The organism is Cyanobium sp. NS01 (genome assembly GCF_014280235.1).
Taxonomy (GTDB): Bacteria; Cyanobacteriota; Cyanobacteriia; order PCC-6307; family Cyanobiaceae; genus NIES-981.
The window spans coordinates 1825019-1840764 of sequence record NZ_CP047940.1 but is presented as its reverse complement, the minus strand read 5'-3'; the positions used below and the strand labels follow the sequence as shown (position 1 = coordinate 1840764).

The 15746-nt window shown below is 71.7% G+C and carries 16 protein-coding genes; 6 read left to right on the top strand and 10 right to left on the bottom strand.

Going from position 1 to position 15746, the window contains the following annotated elements; translation table 11 throughout:
• Positions 1-334: 334 nt before the first annotated feature.
• Genes CyaNS01_RS09540 through CyaNS01_RS09520 form a run of 5 tightly spaced genes read right to left on the bottom strand, consistent with a single transcriptional unit; the run spans position 335 to position 9849 of the window.
• Positions 335-520 (bottom strand): hypothetical protein, encoded by a 186-nt coding sequence (locus CyaNS01_RS09540; RefSeq protein WP_186696881.1) that lies wholly within the window; start codon positions 518-520, stop codon positions 335-337.
• Positions 517-2130: an ATP-dependent RecD-like DNA helicase gene (locus CyaNS01_RS09535; RefSeq protein ID WP_225875614.1), complete on the bottom strand. Its 1614-nt coding sequence runs from the start codon at positions 2128-2130 to the stop codon at positions 517-519. Before CyaNS01_RS09535 ends, CyaNS01_RS09540 begins: the two co-directional genes overlap by 4 nt.
• Positions 2127-5888, bottom strand: coding sequence for a UvrD-helicase domain-containing protein (locus CyaNS01_RS09530; RefSeq protein ID WP_186696880.1), 3762 nt, complete (start codon positions 5886-5888; stop codon positions 2127-2129). Before CyaNS01_RS09530 ends, CyaNS01_RS09535 begins: the two co-directional genes overlap by 4 nt.
• Positions 5885-9142 carry an exodeoxyribonuclease V subunit gamma gene (locus CyaNS01_RS09525; protein ID WP_186696879.1) on the bottom strand — a complete coding sequence of 1086 codons (3258 nt, stop codon included), beginning with the start codon at positions 9140-9142 and terminating at the stop codon, positions 5885-5887. Before CyaNS01_RS09525 ends, CyaNS01_RS09530 begins: the two co-directional genes overlap by 4 nt.
• A 14-nt stretch (positions 9143-9156) precedes the next feature.
• Complete coding sequence (locus tag CyaNS01_RS09520) at positions 9157-9849, bottom strand: metallophosphoesterase (RefSeq protein ID WP_186696878.1); 693 nt, start codon at positions 9847-9849, stop codon at positions 9157-9159.
• A gap of 151 nt (positions 9850-10000) precedes the next feature.
• On the opposite strand from CyaNS01_RS09520, the gene CyaNS01_RS09515 reads away from it, so the two are divergent.
• Positions 10001-10366, top strand: coding sequence for a hypothetical protein (locus CyaNS01_RS09515; RefSeq protein WP_186696877.1), 366 nt, complete (start codon positions 10001-10003; stop codon positions 10364-10366).
• Positions 10367-10372: 6 nt separating this feature from the next.
• Here the strand turns inward: CyaNS01_RS09515 and CyaNS01_RS09510 are convergent, their stop codons facing one another.
• Complete coding sequence (locus tag CyaNS01_RS09510; protein ID WP_186696876.1) at positions 10373-10693, bottom strand: MgPME-cyclase complex family protein; 321 nt, start codon at positions 10691-10693, stop codon at positions 10373-10375.
• The gene (locus CyaNS01_RS09505; protein ID WP_186696875.1) at positions 10690-11439 is read right to left on the bottom strand and encodes a pyridoxine 5'-phosphate synthase; all 750 of its coding nucleotides are present in this window, start codon (positions 11437-11439) and stop codon (positions 10690-10692) included. Before CyaNS01_RS09505 ends, CyaNS01_RS09510 begins: the two co-directional genes overlap by 4 nt.
• Before the next feature lie 128 nt (positions 11440-11567).
• On the opposite strand from CyaNS01_RS09505, the gene CyaNS01_RS09500 reads away from it, so the two are divergent.
• Genes CyaNS01_RS09500 through grxD form a run of 4 tightly spaced genes read left to right on the top strand, consistent with a single transcriptional unit; the run spans position 11568 to position 13594 of the window.
• A complete protein-coding gene (locus tag CyaNS01_RS09500; protein ID WP_225875613.1) occupies positions 11568-12422 on the top strand; it encodes a 1-acyl-sn-glycerol-3-phosphate acyltransferase in 855 nt (284 codons plus the stop codon).
• 12 nt (positions 12423-12434) lie between these two features.
• Positions 12435-12989, top strand: coding sequence for a hypothetical protein (locus CyaNS01_RS09495; protein ID WP_186696874.1), 555 nt, complete (start codon positions 12435-12437; stop codon positions 12987-12989).
• A 43-nt stretch (positions 12990-13032) separates the two neighbouring features.
• Positions 13033-13266, top strand: coding sequence for a BolA family protein (locus CyaNS01_RS09490; protein WP_186696873.1), 234 nt, complete (start codon positions 13033-13035; stop codon positions 13264-13266).
• Positions 13267-13270: 4 nt separating this feature from the next.
• Positions 13271-13594 carry a Grx4 family monothiol glutaredoxin gene (grxD, locus tag CyaNS01_RS09485; RefSeq protein WP_186696872.1) on the top strand — a complete coding sequence of 108 codons (324 nt, stop codon included), beginning with the start codon at positions 13271-13273 and terminating at the stop codon, positions 13592-13594.
• A gap of 31 nt (positions 13595-13625) precedes the next feature.
• Here grxD and CyaNS01_RS09480 read toward each other — a convergent pair whose 3' ends face one another.
• Positions 13626-13904, bottom strand: a complete 279-nt coding sequence (locus tag CyaNS01_RS09480) for a DUF6761 family protein (protein WP_186696871.1) — start codon at positions 13902-13904, stop codon at positions 13626-13628.
• 262 nt (positions 13905-14166) lie between these two features.
• Here CyaNS01_RS09480 and CyaNS01_RS09475 point away from each other — a divergent pair, with 262 nt between their 5' ends.
• Positions 14167-14934 carry a response regulator transcription factor gene (locus tag CyaNS01_RS09475; RefSeq protein ID WP_225875612.1) on the top strand — a complete coding sequence of 256 codons (768 nt, stop codon included), beginning with the start codon at positions 14167-14169 and terminating at the stop codon, positions 14932-14934.
• Here the strand turns inward: CyaNS01_RS09475 and CyaNS01_RS09470 are convergent.
• On the bottom strand, positions 14899-15450 hold the full coding sequence (locus CyaNS01_RS09470; protein ID WP_186696870.1) for a hypothetical protein: 552 nt from the start codon (positions 15448-15450) through the stop codon (positions 14899-14901). The genes CyaNS01_RS09475 and CyaNS01_RS09470 overlap by 36 nt on opposite strands.
• Entirely contained in the window at positions 15447-15743 is a 297-nt protein-coding gene (locus CyaNS01_RS09465) for a hypothetical protein (RefSeq protein ID WP_186696869.1), read from the bottom strand. The genes CyaNS01_RS09470 and CyaNS01_RS09465 overlap by 4 nt, the downstream gene beginning before the upstream one ends.
• Positions 15744-15746 lie beyond the last annotated feature (3 nt).

The following is a 15746-nucleotide window of genomic DNA, read 5'->3' as shown; positions in this document are numbered from 1 at the left end:
TGGGTACCGCCGTTCCGGACACGTTCTCGCTGGGAATGATCGGAGCTGCAGCTGCGGCGTCAGGGGCCGGCTCGCGGGAGCCGCTGGCGTCTGCCGAGGGGTCTGCTGAGGGGTCTGCCGCTGTGGCCGCAGGGGCCGTCGTGTCGTCGATCTGGACGCTCTGGGGAGTGAGGGAAATGGTGTCGCTGGGGGTGGTGGTGGGGTCGGGGCACACGACGCTGGCGCCGCTGAACGATTCAGTCACGGAAGTCAATCGAACCTGTCCAGGCCAGGGCCTGGTGGAATCCTTCTTCGCAGGACGGCAGATGCCCAGATGGAGGGAACCGCTGGACCATCAAGGGGGTGTCGTCGCTGTTGGCTCCCGCCGGTCGATGACATGCACGACGCTGAGGCGATGGGCTGAGGAGCCGTTGACCTTGCTGCCGTTGAGATTGCGCCAAGGGGCGCGGATCTCCTTGAAATCCTTGAGTTCTTGAGAATCCTTAGAACTGCCTTGCCCTTGAGAAAAGGGTGAAATCAAACTTTATCACCCTCTGGTGTGATCAGCTCCGCCCGCTGTCTGGCCCGGGTGAGGGCGGTGTACAGCAAGCGGTCGCTGGGGCGACCCGTGTCCGGCATCAGGATCCACACCTCCTCGGCTTCACTGCCCTGGGCCTTGTGCACCGTGAGGGCCAGGGCAGGCTGCCGTGCAGGCAGTTGGGCGGGATGGAGCCAGAGATGCTCTCCGCCTCCCACGCCGAACAGCAGACGTGGCTCCTGCCCCGCTGCCGGCCGCGTGAGGATCCCCACATCGCCGTTGGCCAGGCCCAGCTCGGGCAGGTTCTGCTGGCAGAGCACCGGCGTTCCGAGCGGCCACTGCTGCACGGGTTGCTCCAGGCGCTCCCCCAGCAGGGCCCGATGGATCGCCTCCACCCCCCAGCGACCGCGGCGCACGGGCGTGAGCACCAGCAGGGCATCGAGCTGGGCCAGCAGCCGCGCCTCGGCCTGCTGGTCGCCGGGCCTGGTGCTGTCGCAGAGCCGGCGCAGCTCCTGCTGCTGCCGCTGCAGCCGCTCCAGCAGTTCCCCCGGCAACCGCCGCGGAGAGGCCTGCCGCCAGGCCAGATTGGCCCCGGGCTGCAGCTGGCGCAGCTGGGGGATCAGATGACGCCAGTCGCCTGATCCCTGCGCCGCCGCGTCCACCGGCTTGGGGCCAGGGCTGGGCCGCAGGCTGGCCGCCAGCTCGGCGATGGCGCCGCCGTTGCGGTAGGTGGTGCGCAGCTCCACGGCCGCGGGCCCCAGGGCCTGCCGCCTGTCGGCACGCTGCAGCTCCAGGAGTACCGGCCCGGGCCCCACCGGCGGCAGCTGGGCGCCATCCCCCACCAGCACCAGGCTGGCCTGGGCCGGCAACGCCTCCAGCACCGCCTGCATCAGGGCCAGGTCGAGCATCGACACCTCATCGATCACCAGCAGATCCAGCTCCAGGGGGTGCTGGCGGTTGCGCCCGAAGCGCTCCCCCTGGCTCTCCAGCAGGCGGTGCACCGTGGTGCAGGGCACCGCCTCGCTGGGGGCCAGGTTGGCCCGCAGCCGGGCCGCGGCCTTGCCGGTGGGTGCCGCCAGATGCATGCGGGCGCCGCCGTTCCGCTCGCGCACGGCCTCGAGCATCCCGGCCACGGTGCTGGTCTTGCCGGTGCCTGGGCCGCCTTCCAGCAGCACGAGCCGGTGATTCAGCACGGCCGCCACCGCCCGCTGCTGATCTGAGTCGAGCCTGGCCAGGGCCGGAACCGGCCCAGCCTCCGCCAGGGCGGAGGGCTGCCCGGCCCGCTGGATCAGGGCCTCCAGCACCTGCTGGCGCTGGGCGTGCCAACGCCGCCACAACAGCCGCTCGCCCTCCAGCACCAGGGGGCCCCAGGGGTCGCTGGCCAGGGGTGAGGCCGCCACGGCCCGGCGCTGCTCGGGATCGGCCAGCAGCAGCTCCAGCTGACCCTCCGCCAGGGCGCCGGTGAGGGCCGCGATCACGGTGTCCAGGGCCGGATCGCCCTGGACGCCATGCAGCCGCGGCAGGGCCTCCGCAAGCGAGGCGGCCAGGGCGGCAAGCCAGGCCGGCCGCGGATCGCCGGCGGGGTCGGGCAGGGTGGCGGGGGAGGGGCTCACGCCGCCCCCTCCAGCACCCGATCCAGGGCCAGCAGGCGCGCCAGGGGCGGACACTCCACCGCCATCCCCGGCAGCAGCTCGGCCTGGGCGGCCTCCTGCCGCGCCCGCTCCGATGGCCCCGGCACGCCGCGCAGGAACACGTAGGCATAGCCGCCCAGGTGGCAGGCGGGGTCGTAGCCCGGCAGACGCCAGCGCAGGTAGCGGTGCAGGGCCACCAGATAGAGGTGGGCCTGCAGTGGGTAGTGGTTCGCGGCCATCAGGTCGGCCAGGGCGCCGGGGCCGTAGTGGCGGGGGCCGCAGGCCAGGGGCTGGCCGTCGGCATCCCGCTCGCCCAGCCAGTTGCTCTTCCAGTCGAGCACCCACCAGCGCTCGCCCTGGCGGAACACCAGATCGATCGAACCGGTCAGGAAACCGCGGTCATGCACCTCTAGCAGGGCCAGCCGGTCGGCGTAGTCGGCGCCGCAGGCGCCGCCGGGGTGATCCCGGAATGGCCGGGCCAGGGCTTCGGCCCGCACCAGGCCCAGGGGCAGATCGAAGCCCATCTCGTTCAGCCGCTCCGCCGCGGGCAGCTGGTCCAGCTGGAAGGCCCCGAGCGGGCCACCCAGGGGGCTCAGGCGCAGCTGGTCGAGCCCTGAGAGCGCGTTCTCCAGGTGGCTGGCGGCGATGCCGCTGCGCTGCAGCTCGCGGCCCACCAGCTCGGCCTGCTCGGCAGCGGGTTGCTGGTAGTCGAGCTGCTCGAGGATGCGGTGCAGGCAATCACCCGCCTGGGAGCCGCGGGGGAAGTGCGCCAGGGGGCTCTCGGCCGGCCATGTTGCTTCCGGCTTCCCGGACGGCTCGCCGGCCTCGGAGGCGCCCAGCGGCTCCGGCAGCTCGAGCTCCAGGGCGAGGCCATCGGTTTCGCGGCCCTCCTCCAGGGTCTGGGGCGCGGCGGCGTGGCTGCCCCGGGTCCAGCTGGTGTAGCTGCTGCGGCCCCAGCTGCGATCGAGGCGGTGGCTGGGCACAGGCCCCACGGCCAGCTCAGGGCCCACCGCAGCCGCTGGCGCCACCTGCACGGATGCGCCCGGATCGGGAAGGTCGCGCAGCCGCATCGGCAGGTTCCGCCGGGCGATCTCCTGATCGAGGCGCTGGCGCCACTCCTGGTCGGAGGGGTCGGTGTAGGGAGCGTCGTCCAGCCCCGGCGGGGGCTCCTGGCCGAACAGCCAGCTGTGCAGGGGGTTGCCCTGCTGCTCCTTCACCGGACCCCAGGCCAGCAGCAGGCGCCGCCGGGCCCTGGTGCAGGCCACGTAGGCCCGCCGCTCCGCCTCCTGCAGATCCGCCTCGCTGTGCTGCAGCCGGGCCTGGCAGCCCTGGCCCCAGTGGGCGTTCAGGTGCAGGTCGAGCACCGGTGCCGGATGGTGCGGTGGTTGCCAGCGCAGGCCAGGGCCCGTCAGGCGGCGGCTGGGGGCCTTCCACAGGTAAGGGCAGAGCACCACGGGGTATTCGAGGCCCTTGCTGCGGTGGATCGTCACCACCCACACGGCCCCATCCTCCAGGTCGCTGTGGGGCTGGTGCGTCTCGGGGGGATCGGGGTCCGGCTCCAGGCGCCGCTGCCGCAGCCAGTCGGCGGCGGCGGCCGGCCCGAGCCGGTGGCTGTGCAGCTGTTGCTGCACCAGCACGGCGCATTGCTGCAGATCGGCCAGCACCCTGCCGCCCGGGGCGAGCCGGGCCAGGCCCGGGGCGTCGAGCAGCGCGGCCAGCACGCCCATCAGCCCGCGGCGCTGCAGCTGCTCGGCGCCCTCGGCCAGCTCCGCGGCCAGGGCGCTCCACCGCTCCGGGCTGGCCGCGGCCAGCTCCGCCGCACTCCAGCCCAGCAGCGGTGAGGCCGCCAGCAGCCGCAGACGGCGGGGATGGCCGGGGTGGGCGAGGGCATCGAGCAGGCGCTGCAGGGCCGTGGCCGCCGGGCTGGTGAACACATCGCCGTCCATCACCAGCCGGCTGGCGATCCGGCAGCGCTCCAGGGCGGCCCGCAGCTGCTCCGCCTGGCGGTGCGTGTTCACCAGCAGGCAGATGTCCTGGGGCACCTCGCCGCCAGCGATCAGCTCCACCACCACCCGGGCCACCTGGCCGGGCAGGCGCTTCTCCAGCTCCGTGCTGGTCTGGGGGGCCTCGCCGGCGCCCTCGCCGCTGCCCAGCCAGAGCAGCTCCAGGCTGGTGGGCGGGCCCTGGGCCCCTGGGGCCGCCTGACCGGGCCGGGGCTCCACCTGGGGCACCTCCAGACCGGAGCGCCGCAGGCCCAGTGCCATCAGGCCGTTCAAGGCCTTGATCAGGGTTGCCGTGGCGCGGTAGTTGGTGGTGAGGGCGCTGACGCCCCCGCTGGTTTCAGCCGCAGCGGCCGCGAGCCTGTAGGTGGCCAGCTCGCCGCCGCGAAAGCGGTAGATCGCCTGCTTGGGATCACCCACCAGCACCAGCCGGTGCCGCTCCGGGCTGAAGGCCCGCGACAGGATCCGCCACTGGATCGGATCGGTGTCCTGGAACTCGTCGATCAGGGCGGCGGCGTAGCGCTGGGCCACGGCCTCCAGCAGGGGGGAGTGGGCGTGGGGGTCCTCGCCCGGATCCAGGCTCTCCAGCAGTTGGCCATAGCCCATGCGGCCGCTGCGCTGCCGCCGCCGGGCCAGCTCGCGGCGGCCCCAGTGGCAGGCGTGAAGCAGCAGCGCCTCCGCCGGACCCTCCAGCAGGGCTGCCACGGCCTCCATCAGGGGGCGCTCGGGCAGGCTCGGCTCCCGGCCGCCGGGGGCTGACGGGGCGGTGGCCTCGATCGGCCTGGCCTGCTTCAGGAAGGCGCCGGGGTGGAAGTAATCGTTGAGTTCCTTCTGGGCCAGGCAGGCGGCGTGGTCGCCACCGTCCGGCTGGGCCGCGATCCAGACGCTCACGATGGCGCAGCGGTCCTTTCGGGGGCGGGGGGAGTACGTACCGGTCTTGCTGATCCCCCTGGAGCGCCAGTCGGCGGCCGTGCTGCAGAGGCTGGCCTCCAGGGCCTGGCCGTGCCGGGCCCACAGAGCGCAGAAGTGGGTCCAGCTGCTCCGCCAGAGGCCCACCAGCTGGTCCGTCAGAGGCTGATGGACGTCCATCCCCTCGGGCAGGGGGTCGAGGGCGAGGGCGGGATCGCCATCCAGCCGCGCCAGCAACTGCACCAGGGTGTCCGGGCCCTTGATCTGGCTCTGCACCCCCGCCAGCAGGTGGGCTGGCAGGGCCAGCACCTGCTGGCGCCAGTAGTCGTGGCACACCTGCCGCAGCAGGGGGGCGGCATCGGTGTCGAGCTGCAGCTCGGGCGGATGGCCCGACTCCAGGGCATGGCGCTGCAGGCTGCGCAGGCAGAAGCCGTGGATGGTGGTGATGTCGGCCCCGTCGAGGTCCTCGAGCGCCAGCAGCAGGGGCGCCCGCAGGGCCTCGGCCCGGGGCCGGGCCCAGGTGAGCCAGTCCGCCAGGGCCGGATCCATGTCCGCCCGAGGGCCCGCTCCATTCCCCTCCCCGGCTGCTGCCCCCGCCTCCAGGCCGGTGAGGGCCTGTTGCAGGCGCCGGCCGATCCGCTCGCGCAGCTCGGCGGCCGCGGCGTTGGTGAAGGTCACCACCAGCAGCTGGTTCAGGGGCAGCTCGGCCTCGCTCACGAAGCGCAGCACCAGATGGGCCAGGGAGAAGGTTTTGCCGGTGCCGGCGCTCGCCTCCAGCAGCCTCAGCCCCGGCGTCAGCGGAAAGCGGTTGGCTTCGAACACAGCCTTCATGCCAGCCGCTCCCGCAGCGGAGCGAGCAGCTCGGCGGCCAGCTCCCGCACCGGGTTCTGCTCCAGCAGCACCACCCCCGGCAGCTCAGCCCCGAAACAGAGAGCCTGCTCGGGCTCCAGCCGCTCACCGGCCAGCTGGAAGCCCCCCTCCCAGCAGCTGATCGCGGCGCTGTCGCCTTTCTGCAGCAAGGCCCAGCCCGTCTGCGGCGGCACCGGCCAGCAGCGCTGCCGCCACTCCTGGTGCAGGGCGGCCAGGCGCTCCAGTTCGGCCCGGGCGCCCGCTGCATCGGGGGTCCGCAGCTCCAGCTCCTTCCCGAATCCCTTGCTGCCGCGGGCCACCAGCACGGCCCCGCTGGGCTGCTGGTCGGCGGCGGCGGCCAGCAGCAGCCGCAGCCACAGCTCCAGCCGCTGGTGGCTGCGGGCCCGGGCCGTGTGCACGAGCACCACGCAGCTGCCGCGCCAGGGCAGCTCCTGCTGCCAGCACTGCCAGCTGGCCAACCGCTGCTGGGCCGGTCCCAGGGCCTCCAGGGCTTCGGTGAGGTCGCGCCAGCGTTGCGCCAGGCCCTCGGCCTCCAGTTCTCCTCCCGCCAGGGGCGGCAGCAGGCCGCGCCCCCGCTGGGCCTCAAGCCAGCTGCCGGCCTCAGCCAGGGGATCATCCGCAGGATCGGCCGGGCAGGCCTCGTCCCGACCCAGGGCCTGGCGCAGCAGGGAGGAGCGCTGGCGCTCGTCCAGGCCGGCGGCGTCCAGATCCTCGATGGCCTCGCTCCACTCCTTCGGTTGCAGGCCGAGCGACTCCAGCCAGCTCCCCTGCGGTTGCACCAACCAGCGGCGCAGGTCCTCGTAGGGGCTGATGGGGGAGGCGCTGGGCGCGGTGCTCTGCGGGGCGGCCGTGGCCGCCAGGGGACGCAGGGGCTGGGGGGGCTGCGGCCGATCCAGCAGCTGCCGGGCCGCCAGCCGGCGGCGGTCGCAGCTGGCCGGCGGCCCCTCCGCCGTGGGGAGGAAATTGGCCCGCTCGAGGGGGTTGGCGCGATGCTCCTGCACCAGTCCTGAAGAGGCCTCGGCGGGGCTGAGGGCACTCTGGAGCCAGGAGATCCACTGGCTCACCGGGGTGGCGGGCTGCAGGGGCTCCCCCTTGCGCTCGTCGCGGCAGTTCCAGGTGATCAGCAGGTGGTCGCGCGCCGAGAGCAGGGCCTCCAGCAGGGCGTAGCGATCCTGATCCGCCGGGCTGGGATCGCCCAGCTGCCGCCGTTGCTCCAGGTGGTGAAAGCCAGGCCGCCGGCTCTGCCGCGGAAAACGGCCCCCATCCAGGCCCATCAGCACGATCACCCGGTGGGGAATCGCCCGCATCGGCTCCAGGGCACTGATCGTGAGTGCCCCGCTGCGGTGGCCGAACCGGCCGGCCTCCTCGGCCAGCCGCTCCTCCAGCACCGCCGCCACCACGGGAGCCGCGAGTTGCAGGTCACAGCCGGCGGCGGCCCGCTGCCAGTCGTCGATGGCGGCGAGCAACGGCGGCAGCTCCCAGGCCGCCTCCCCTGCGTCGCCGAACAGATCCTCCAGGCCAGCCTGCAGGCTCCTGGCCCAGGCGCCACAGCTGCGAGGCCGCCGCCAGCGCTCCAGCCAGTGGCGCAGGCGGCCCAGCAGGTGCAGCCAGCGCCCCAGCAGCTCCAGGCTGGCGCCTGCGGCAAACGGTGCCGTCTCCGCCGGGGCCAGGCCGGGCGTCTCGGGCAGCACCAGCCCCAGCAGCAGCCGATCGATCGCCCAGCTGAGGCTGCCGCAGGCCTCGCCGCCCCGCTCGGTGCCATCCAGTCCCCAGCGGAACCCGAGCCGCTGCAGGTTGCGGTGCAGGTCGGCCATCTCCTCGGCGCTGAGTTGGAAGCGCTGCCGCAGGGCCGGGCTCTCCAGCAGGGCCTGCAGCGACGAGGCGGTGAGCCTCTCCCCCGCCTGGCGCAGCAGGGCCAGCAGGCTGGGCCCCAGACCGTTCTGGCCCTGCTGGCTGCGATCGGTGAGTCGCCAGTCGAGCGCCACCCCGGTGGCCTCGCGGTCGCCGAACACCGAGGCCACCAGCGGCGCGAAGGCATCCACCTGGGGCGTCATCACCAGCACGTCCCGAGGCTGCAGGCTGGGGTCGTCATGCAGCAGCTGCAGGATGCGGTCCCGCACCAGCTCCAGCTGGCGCAGCTGCCCCGGACAGGCGTGGAATTCCAGCGAGCGATCCCCCCGGGCCCGAGTCAGCTCGGGAGCGCCGGCAGGATCGACCAGCTGGCGCTGCAGCTGACGCAGCAGGGGTGCCGGCTGCCCCGGGCCGGCAAGGGGGGGGAGGCTGGTGGGATCGACAAACAGGTCTGCCTGCTGGCTCGCCCCCAGCTGGCTCTCGCCGGTGCCCTCCAGCAGCTGTTGAAACTCGGCCCCCAGCCGCCCGAAGCGGGCCTCCAGCCCCCCCGCCTGGGCCAGCCAGTCCGCCCCCAGGGGCTGGCGCAGGGCCACGGCATCGCTGAGCAGGGAGCGGCGGCTGGTGCAGTGCTGCCAGAGGTCGGGACAGGGCGTGAGCAGGTACAACTCCACCGCCATGCGGCCACTGAGCGCCTGCAGCAGCTCCACCTGCACCGGAGCCATGCTGCTGAGGCCGAACAGGCGCAGGCGGGCGGGCAACTCGGGGCAGGCGTCCGGGTGCCGCTGCAGCCGTTCCACGGCCTCCCGCACCCGCAGCCCGAAGGGCTTCACCCCCAGCTGCTGGCGCAGCTGCCGCACCAGCAGGGCCTGCCAGTCGCTGCCCTCATCCAACCCCTCCCACCACTGCCCCAGCAGGTCGGGGCGGTAGAGGGCGTAGTCGTCGAGGGCATCGGCGATGCAGCGGCCCAGCTGCCACTGGGCCAGCCCCAGCTCCCGGCCGGATCCAGTCCGCTGCTGCAACCAGTCGCGCAGGGGGGCGGCGGCGGGCTCGTCCACCAGGGCCGGCAGCAGCTCCAGCACCGGCCACACCAGATCGCCGGCCCGCCAGGGATCGCGCTCGCCGCCTTCCCCGCCCAGCACGGCCTCCAGGATCCGGCGCAACAGGCTGCCGGGGAAGGGGTAGCGGATGTTGGCGGCGATGCCCCCCAGCTCCACCGCCAGCTGCTCGCCCAGCCAGCGGCTGGTGGGCCAGGTGTTCACCACCACCTGCACGGTCTCCAGCGGCGGCGGCGGCGCCTCGCGAAGTTGCACGGCCAACAGGCTGGCCAGGGTTTCGGCCCGGTTGCTGCGGAAGACGGTGAGCACGGCCGGCGCCCGGCTCAGGCCGGAGCGGCCAGGCGGGAGGGAGAAACCGGCGGGGGGGCGGTGGGCTGGGGAACGGAATCCATGAACCAGGGGCGGTGACCGGCCACACTGCGGCTGGCCCCTGTTTCGGGGCAATAGGCGGAGAGGCGGCCGCCGTAGCAGGCACCAGTGTCGATCAGCACGATCTGGCCGCGTTTCTTGCGCCGCACGGCCTTGCCGGGGGTGTGGGCCACGATCACATCGCCGAAGCGGCCGTCATAGGTGTCCCAGAACGCCTGCCGCACCGTGAGCGAGGGCTCCCAGCTGTCGGGATCGAAGCCGGCGTGGGTGGCCACCCAACCGGCTCTCCGGTAGATCAGGGGCAGGGCCTCAAGCCGCTCCAGCCAGAGGCGGCAGCGGCGATCCCCCAGCTGGCGGTAGGTCTCGCAGGCGGCCAAGGTCTCCCGGGCGCCCGGACCCTGCTGCTTCAGGGCTTGCACCAGGCTGGCCTCATGGTTGCCCTGGAGCCACACGGCGCGACCGCAACAGACCAGCCCCCAGGCCAGTTCCATGCTGCGCTCGATCTGGGGGCCCCGGTTGATCACATCGCCGCAGAGCACGAGCCGGTCGCGCGCCGGCAGGAGATCGACCAGCCGTTGCAGGGCGTCGGCGCAGCCATGAACGTCCCCGATCACCCAGTGGCGGGAGGGAACGGCGGGGGGCGTCATCAGGAGGTCTGCGTTGCTGCCAGTCTGGCCCCTGGACGCCCAACCTGTCAGCAATCAGCCCGCAATCAGCGCCCAACAGGATGGGCTCGGGCCCTGGCCCTCAACTCCCGGACAGCACTGGTACGGTTCGCCTCACCTGCCACCGGGAGCCATGGAGTTGCAGTCGTTGACGGTGTTGCAGAGGGTGCGGGCCCTGGTCAAGGCCCTCAACGGCGCCCGCCGCACCAACGAGGCCCTGGCCCGCTGCTCGAACGGCGAGGAGATGCTCGATGTGCTGCTCAACGCCTCCGCCAAGCTCGGCCTGGGCCTCAGCCGCGAGCAGCTGCGCGACACGCCGCCGATCCGCGACTGGGTGTGGTGGAAGAACAAGGAGGCCCTGCTCACCATCGGCGACAACAAGCCCCGCTATCAGCAGGACGGAGGCCAGGGACGGGCCAGGCCCGAGCCTGGCTCCAGCCCGGCAGAGCAGGATCAGGCCGCGCCGCCCGAACGCAAGCGCTTTCTCGGACTGTTCTGAACCGGCTCAGGCGAGGCTGGCCAGGGGATCGGCGATGGTGCTGCTGGGGCCCTCGAACTGGCCCACCAGCACGAACTCCAGCCGCAGCTTCAGGAAGGTGATGAACTTCTCGTCGGTGGAGACCACCGCCGCAGCGGGCCTGGGCACAGTGCTGGTGCTGGCGGCGAGCTCCGGGGCCTCCAGAAAGGCCGGCCGACGCACCAGCCAGAAATCGATCGCCTTGCCCTGTTCGCCGTAGTGGCGCACCCGCTCGCGCAGCACCTCCTCCAGGGGCTCCTCCACCGTGAGGAACGACTCGCTGGCGGCAACGAAGTGATAGGTGCTCATGGCTGCAGGCTGCCGAACAGGGGATCGCGGCGCGGATTCTGAACCAGCGCCTTCATCTCGCGCACGGCCTGGCTCAGCCCCACGGCCAGGGCCCTGGCCACGATGCTGTGGCCGATGTTCAGCTCCTCCATGCCCTCGATTCCCGCCACCGGCTCCACGTTCTGGTAGTTGAGGCCATGGCCGGCGTTCAGCCTCAAGCCCAGGCTGCGGGCGATGAAGCTGGCCTCGCAGAGCCGGGCCAGCTCCCTGGGTTGCTCACTCCAGGCGGCATCCGCATAGGCCCCGGTGTGCAGTTCCACCCAGCGGGCGCCGCTGGCCTGGCTGGCTTCCAGCTGTTGCGCCACGGGATCCACGAACAGGCTCACGCCGATGCCCTCCTGCTGCAGACGGCCCACGAGATCCGCCAGCGCAGCGCCCTGGCCGGCCACGTCGAGGCCCCCCTCGGTGGTCACCTCCTCGCGCTTCTCGGGCACCAGGGTCACCATGTCGGGCTGCAGGCGCAGCGCCACGGCGGCCATTTCGGCGGTGGCTGCCATCTCCAGATTGAGGCGACTGCGCACGGTCTGGCGCAGCAGCTCCACGTCACGGTCCTGGATGTGGCGGCGGTCTTCGCGCAGGTGCACGGTGATGCCATCGGCGCCACCCAGCTCGGCCAGCAGGGCATGGGTGACCGGATCGGGCTCCACCGTGCGGCGGGCCTGGCGCACGGTGGCGATGTGATCGATGTTGACGCCGAGGCTGGCCATGGCAGCGGAAGGGGGCCTTGCGGATCCTATGGAGCAGCCCCGGGGCGATCGCGCTGCCGCCGTTGGGCCGCAGGGTCAACTGCCCGCCCGGGCGGCGACAGGTGGGAGTGAGTCCGTAACTTGCCTGGATGATCTCGACCCAGGAGCGAGCGGCGACGATGGCCCGACCGGAGGATGAATCCGAGGGCCCGGGCCGACCCGGAAGTGCTGCTGCGGAGCGCCCCCCGCTTGCGGGGCTCTCGCGGGAGCCCAGCGTGTGCCGCGGCATCAGCCCCTGGCTGGCCCCGGTGGCGATGCTGGCCACCCAGGATCTGGCCCTGCCCCTGTGGTTCCGCTCCATCACGGTGCGCGGCCAGCAATTCCTGCCCCTCCACGGCCCGGTGTTGCTGGCCCCCACCCACAAGGCCCGCTGGGATGCTCTGCTGCTGCCCCATGCGGCGGGTCGCCGGGTCAGCGGACGCGACTGCCGTTTCATGGTGACCGTGGATGAGATGCAGGGCCTGCAGGGCTGGTTTCTGCAGCGGCTGGGCTGCTTTGCTGTGAACCAGCTGCGGCCTTCCCTGGCCAGCCTGCGCTACGCCGTGGAACTGCTCGAGGCCGGCGAACAGCTGGTGGTGTTTCCGGAGGGGCGCATCCGCCGGGAGCCCGCCGTGCCCCGGCTGCAGCAGGGGCTGGCGCGTCTGGCTCTGCTGGCGGCCAGTAAGGGCGTGCAGGTTCCGGTGGTGCCCGTGGGCATTGCCTACAGCCACAGCCTGGCCCTCCCCTGTGCCCGCGCAGCGCTTCACCTGGGTGCGCCGATGCAGATCCAGGGCGAGGGCCGGGAGGCGGCGAAGGTCTTCACGGCCCAGCTCGCCGCTGCCATGACGGTTCTCGAAAGCCAGGCGGCCGAGAGCATCGGCCTGCCATCGCTGCCGGGATCCTGCCCCGGGGTGCTCCAGGACGGCGGCCCAGAGCCATCCGGTGCTCCAGACCAGTCCCCTTAGAGTTTCGCCACCATGACACCCTTTGCCGTGCATAGGCTCCACCGCCGTCTGTGCGGAACTGCGCTGGCCCTCACGGCCGTGCTCGCGCCCCTCGCGGCGACTCCGGTCCTGGCCCAGCAAGAGCCTGAGCGCACCCTGGCCGGGACCCAGAGCCCGATCAGTCTGGATGCCGTGCGGCGTCTGCTGGCCCAGGGAGACGCTGCCGCCGCCAGCGGCAATCTCGCCGAGGCCCGCCGCAACTACGACCTCGCCCGCGACTACTGTCGCCGCCTGCTGGGGTTCTACCGCGATCTGAGCGGCTCTTTCCGGGGCCTCGACGCCCGCATCCCGAGGGAGATGGACCAGAAGGGCAGGGAGGCCCTGGAACTGATGGCCCAGACCAACCTGCGGCTGGCGGCCCTGTTCCGCCGGCAGAACGAGCCCGAAGTGGCCGTGCCCCTGCTGGTGGAGGTGGTCAAGGTGATGACCCCCACCACCGAGGAGGGCCGCAAGGCCTACCAGATGCTTCTGGAGATCGGCTTCGCCACCACGCCCTACACGGCCGGCCAGGCGGCGGCGACCAACTGAGCCGGACAACCCCCTAGATTCCCGCCGTTGCGAGGCCTGCTCCATGGTGCAACCTGACGAGGTCAAGGCCGCCATCCAGCGCGCCATGCCCGATGCCCAGATCGCGGTGGAGGATCTCACCGGCGGTGGTGACCACCTCCAGGTGACCGTGGTGTCCACGGCCTTCACGGGCCTCACCAGGATCCGCCAGCATCAACTCGTGTATGGCGCCCTGCGCCAGGAACTGGCCAGTGAGGCGATCCATGCCCTGGCCCTGCAAACTTCAACCCCTAGCTGATTCCATGGACGCTTCTGTCAAACAGCGCATTCAGACGCTGGTCACCAGCAGCCCGGTGGTGGTGTTCATGAAGGGCACCAAGCTGATGCCCCAGTGCGGCTTTTCCAACAACGTGGTGCAGATCCTCAACGCCCTCGGCGTGCCCTTCGACAGCTTCGATGTGCTCTCCGACGCTGAGATCCGCCAGGGCATCAAGGAATTCTCCGAGTGGCCCACCATCCCTCAGGTGTATGTGAACGGGGAATTCATCGGCGGTTCAGACATCCTGATCGAGATGTACAACTCCGGTGAGCTCAAGGAGCAGCTGGCGGTGGCCCTCGCCAGCTGAACTCCAGGTCGGCCTGGCTGCCGCGATCCAGCTAGCGGCGGCCGGTTTCGTAGCCGCTCTCGTACAGCGCCCTGGGGTCGCCGTCTGGGCCGATGAAGCTGGAGGGGTCGAGAATCCAGCGTTCCACCAGATCTTCAAGCCGCCGCAGGACCAGGGGGTCGAGTACGGCGGTGCGGCGCAGTGCGTGCAGGTAGCCATCGGCATAGAGCCGCAGGTCCGCCGGGCCGTGGTGCCGGAGTGAGAGCTCCTGGCAGGCGTCACACAGCGACTGGAAGTGGCGGATGGCGTCGGGGTGCTGAAGCGCGTTCATGGTGAGGGCTGACCCTGATGACCATTGTGGCCTTGATCGTTGACGGGCGCGGAGCGGACCACCGAACCACACGCTCTGAGCGCTCCTGGTTCAGGTCCCTGCAGGGGTCTGAGGGGGTCTGCGGGGTGCTGAGGTCTGCGCCGCAGCACACCAGGCTCCTGTTTACAGCCACGGCTGATACGTGCCACGGCTCGACAGGACCGTTAGGTTGGAATGACTCAGGGTCTTGACCCACACAGCGGTGCCACCCGAACAACCTCCCTTGCCGCAGCCTGCCTCCGATCTGGCCAAGCGTGTGCTGGTGGTTGATCCCCACGCCACCCTGCGCACCGTTCTGGCCCAGCGCCTCCGTCAGGACTCCCACCTGGCTGCCGCCGTCGCCACGGCCAAAGAGGCCCTGGAAGTGTGCCGCGACCAGTCGCCTGACCTGCTGATCAGCGCGGAACTGCTGGATGAGAGCAGTGCTCTGCGCCTGGCCAGCCAGCTGCGTTGCCCGGTGATGGTGCTCACGGCCCGCTCGGGCTCCGAGCCCGTTGTCACCCTGCTCGATGCCGGCGCTGACGACGTGCTGCGCAAGCCGTTCGGGCTCGAGGAACTCGCTGCCCGCTGCCGCACCCTGCTGCGTCGCAGCTCAACGGGTCTGCAGGAGCAGGTCTGCGTGGGCCCCTTGGAGGTGCATCTGCTGCTGCGACAGGTCACCCTCCGCGACCAGCCCGTGGAGTTGAGTCCGCGCGAATTTGCCCTGCTCTGTGCCCTGTTGATGCCCCCGGGGGTGGTGCGCAGCCGCCAGGAACTGCTGCGCATGGCCTGGCCCCCGTTCAGTGGCGGCCCCCGTTCCGTGGACACCCAGGTGCTCACGCTGCGCCGCAAGCTGGAGCAGGCCGGCCTCGGGGAGGGCGGCGGTATCGACACCGTGCGTCAGCAGGGTTACCGCTTCAGCCTCGACACCCTTCCCGAGCATCCTGCGGCCGGACCTGACCTGCTGCCGGTGGGTTCACCCCTGCCCAATCCGGTCAATTCCCTGGCCTGACGCCAGTGCCCAGATCAGTTCGCCAGCCAGCATCAGAGCGCTGAGAGCGGCCAGCAACTGGTAGGTCCATGGCGGGCTGATCCGTCCGATGCCCTTGACGCTCAGGCCCGTCCCCTTCGCGAAACGATCGAGGAAGTCTGGAAAGCGGGCCACGCGCTGGGGCAGGAGCCAGGCGGAGCCATCGCTTGAGCGCACGTAGTACACCCGGCCACCCTGGCTGGTGGTGACGGGTGTGAGGGCGGTGATGCTGGTCCAGTTCAGGCTCCAGCCACGGCGCAGCAGCCAGCTGCACCAGCGGGGATGGCCCACCCTGATCCCCTCGCCATCGAGCTCGACCCGTTCGCTGGTGAGGGCGAGAACCAGAGCCAGGCCCCACGCCACTGCCAGCACCAGCATGCCGCCGCTGACGCCCGCCGGGGCGAGGGCCGGCAACGGCACCACCAGGGCCAGATAGAGGCCCAGCAGCGTGAAGCGGATCAGCGGCGCCATCGGGTAGCGCTGGGTCGCTGGGGTCATCGGTCGCCAGGAGAGCCCGGCAGGGGTTCCAGCAGCGCTGAGGGGCTGTAGGCCCCGCTGAACACCTCCTGCTCGCGCCCCTTCCAGAACGCGCCCAACCGCATCAGATCGGCGTGGGCCTCCTGCAGCCGCTCCAGGTAGTCCTCGGGGGAAAGCTCATGCTTCGATTCCTTCAACTTGGCCAGACGCAGCATCTGCAGCAGCCAGGGCTTGCTGAGGTCGCCCCGCTGCTCCAGGTAGAGGGCCAGCTGGGCCGCGCTCGGTTGCTCAGGCGGGGACGAGCTGCTGGACATCTC

Bases quoted from the DNA above. Each gene is read 5' to 3' on its own strand.
- CyaNS01_RS09530 (WP_186696880.1), bottom strand. From the start codon at position 5,888: ATGAAGGCTGTGTTCGAAGCCAACCGCTTTCCGCTGACGCCGGGGCTG.
- CyaNS01_RS09520 (WP_186696878.1), bottom strand. From the start codon at position 9,849: ATGACGCCCCCCGCCGTTCCCTCCCGCCACTGGGTGATCGGGGACGTT.
- CyaNS01_RS09515 (WP_186696877.1), top strand. From the start codon at position 10,001: ATGGAGTTGCAGTCGTTGACGGTGTTGCAGAGGGTGCGGGCCCTGGTC.
- CyaNS01_RS09510 (WP_186696876.1), bottom strand. From the start codon at position 10,693: ATGAGCACCTATCACTTCGTTGCCGCCAGCGAGTCGTTCCTCACGGTG.
- CyaNS01_RS09505 (WP_186696875.1), bottom strand. From the start codon at position 11,439: ATGGCCAGCCTCGGCGTCAACATCGATCACATCGCCACCGTGCGCCAG.
- CyaNS01_RS09500 (WP_225875613.1), top strand. From the start codon at position 11,568: ATGATCTCGACCCAGGAGCGAGCGGCGACGATGGCCCGACCGGAGGAT.
- CyaNS01_RS09495 (WP_186696874.1), top strand. From the start codon at position 12,435: ATGACACCCTTTGCCGTGCATAGGCTCCACCGCCGTCTGTGCGGAACT.
- CyaNS01_RS09490 (WP_186696873.1), top strand. From the start codon at position 13,033: ATGGTGCAACCTGACGAGGTCAAGGCCGCCATCCAGCGCGCCATGCCC.
- grxD (WP_186696872.1), top strand. From the start codon at position 13,271: ATGGACGCTTCTGTCAAACAGCGCATTCAGACGCTGGTCACCAGCAGC.
- CyaNS01_RS09480 (WP_186696871.1), bottom strand. From the start codon at position 13,904: ATGAACGCGCTTCAGCACCCCGACGCCATCCGCCACTTCCAGTCGCTG.
- CyaNS01_RS09470 (WP_186696870.1), bottom strand. From the start codon at position 15,450: ATGACCCCAGCGACCCAGCGCTACCCGATGGCGCCGCTGATCCGCTTC.
- CyaNS01_RS09465 (WP_186696869.1), bottom strand. From the start codon at position 15,743: ATGTCCAGCAGCTCGTCCCCGCCTGAGCAACCGAGCGCGGCCCAGCTG.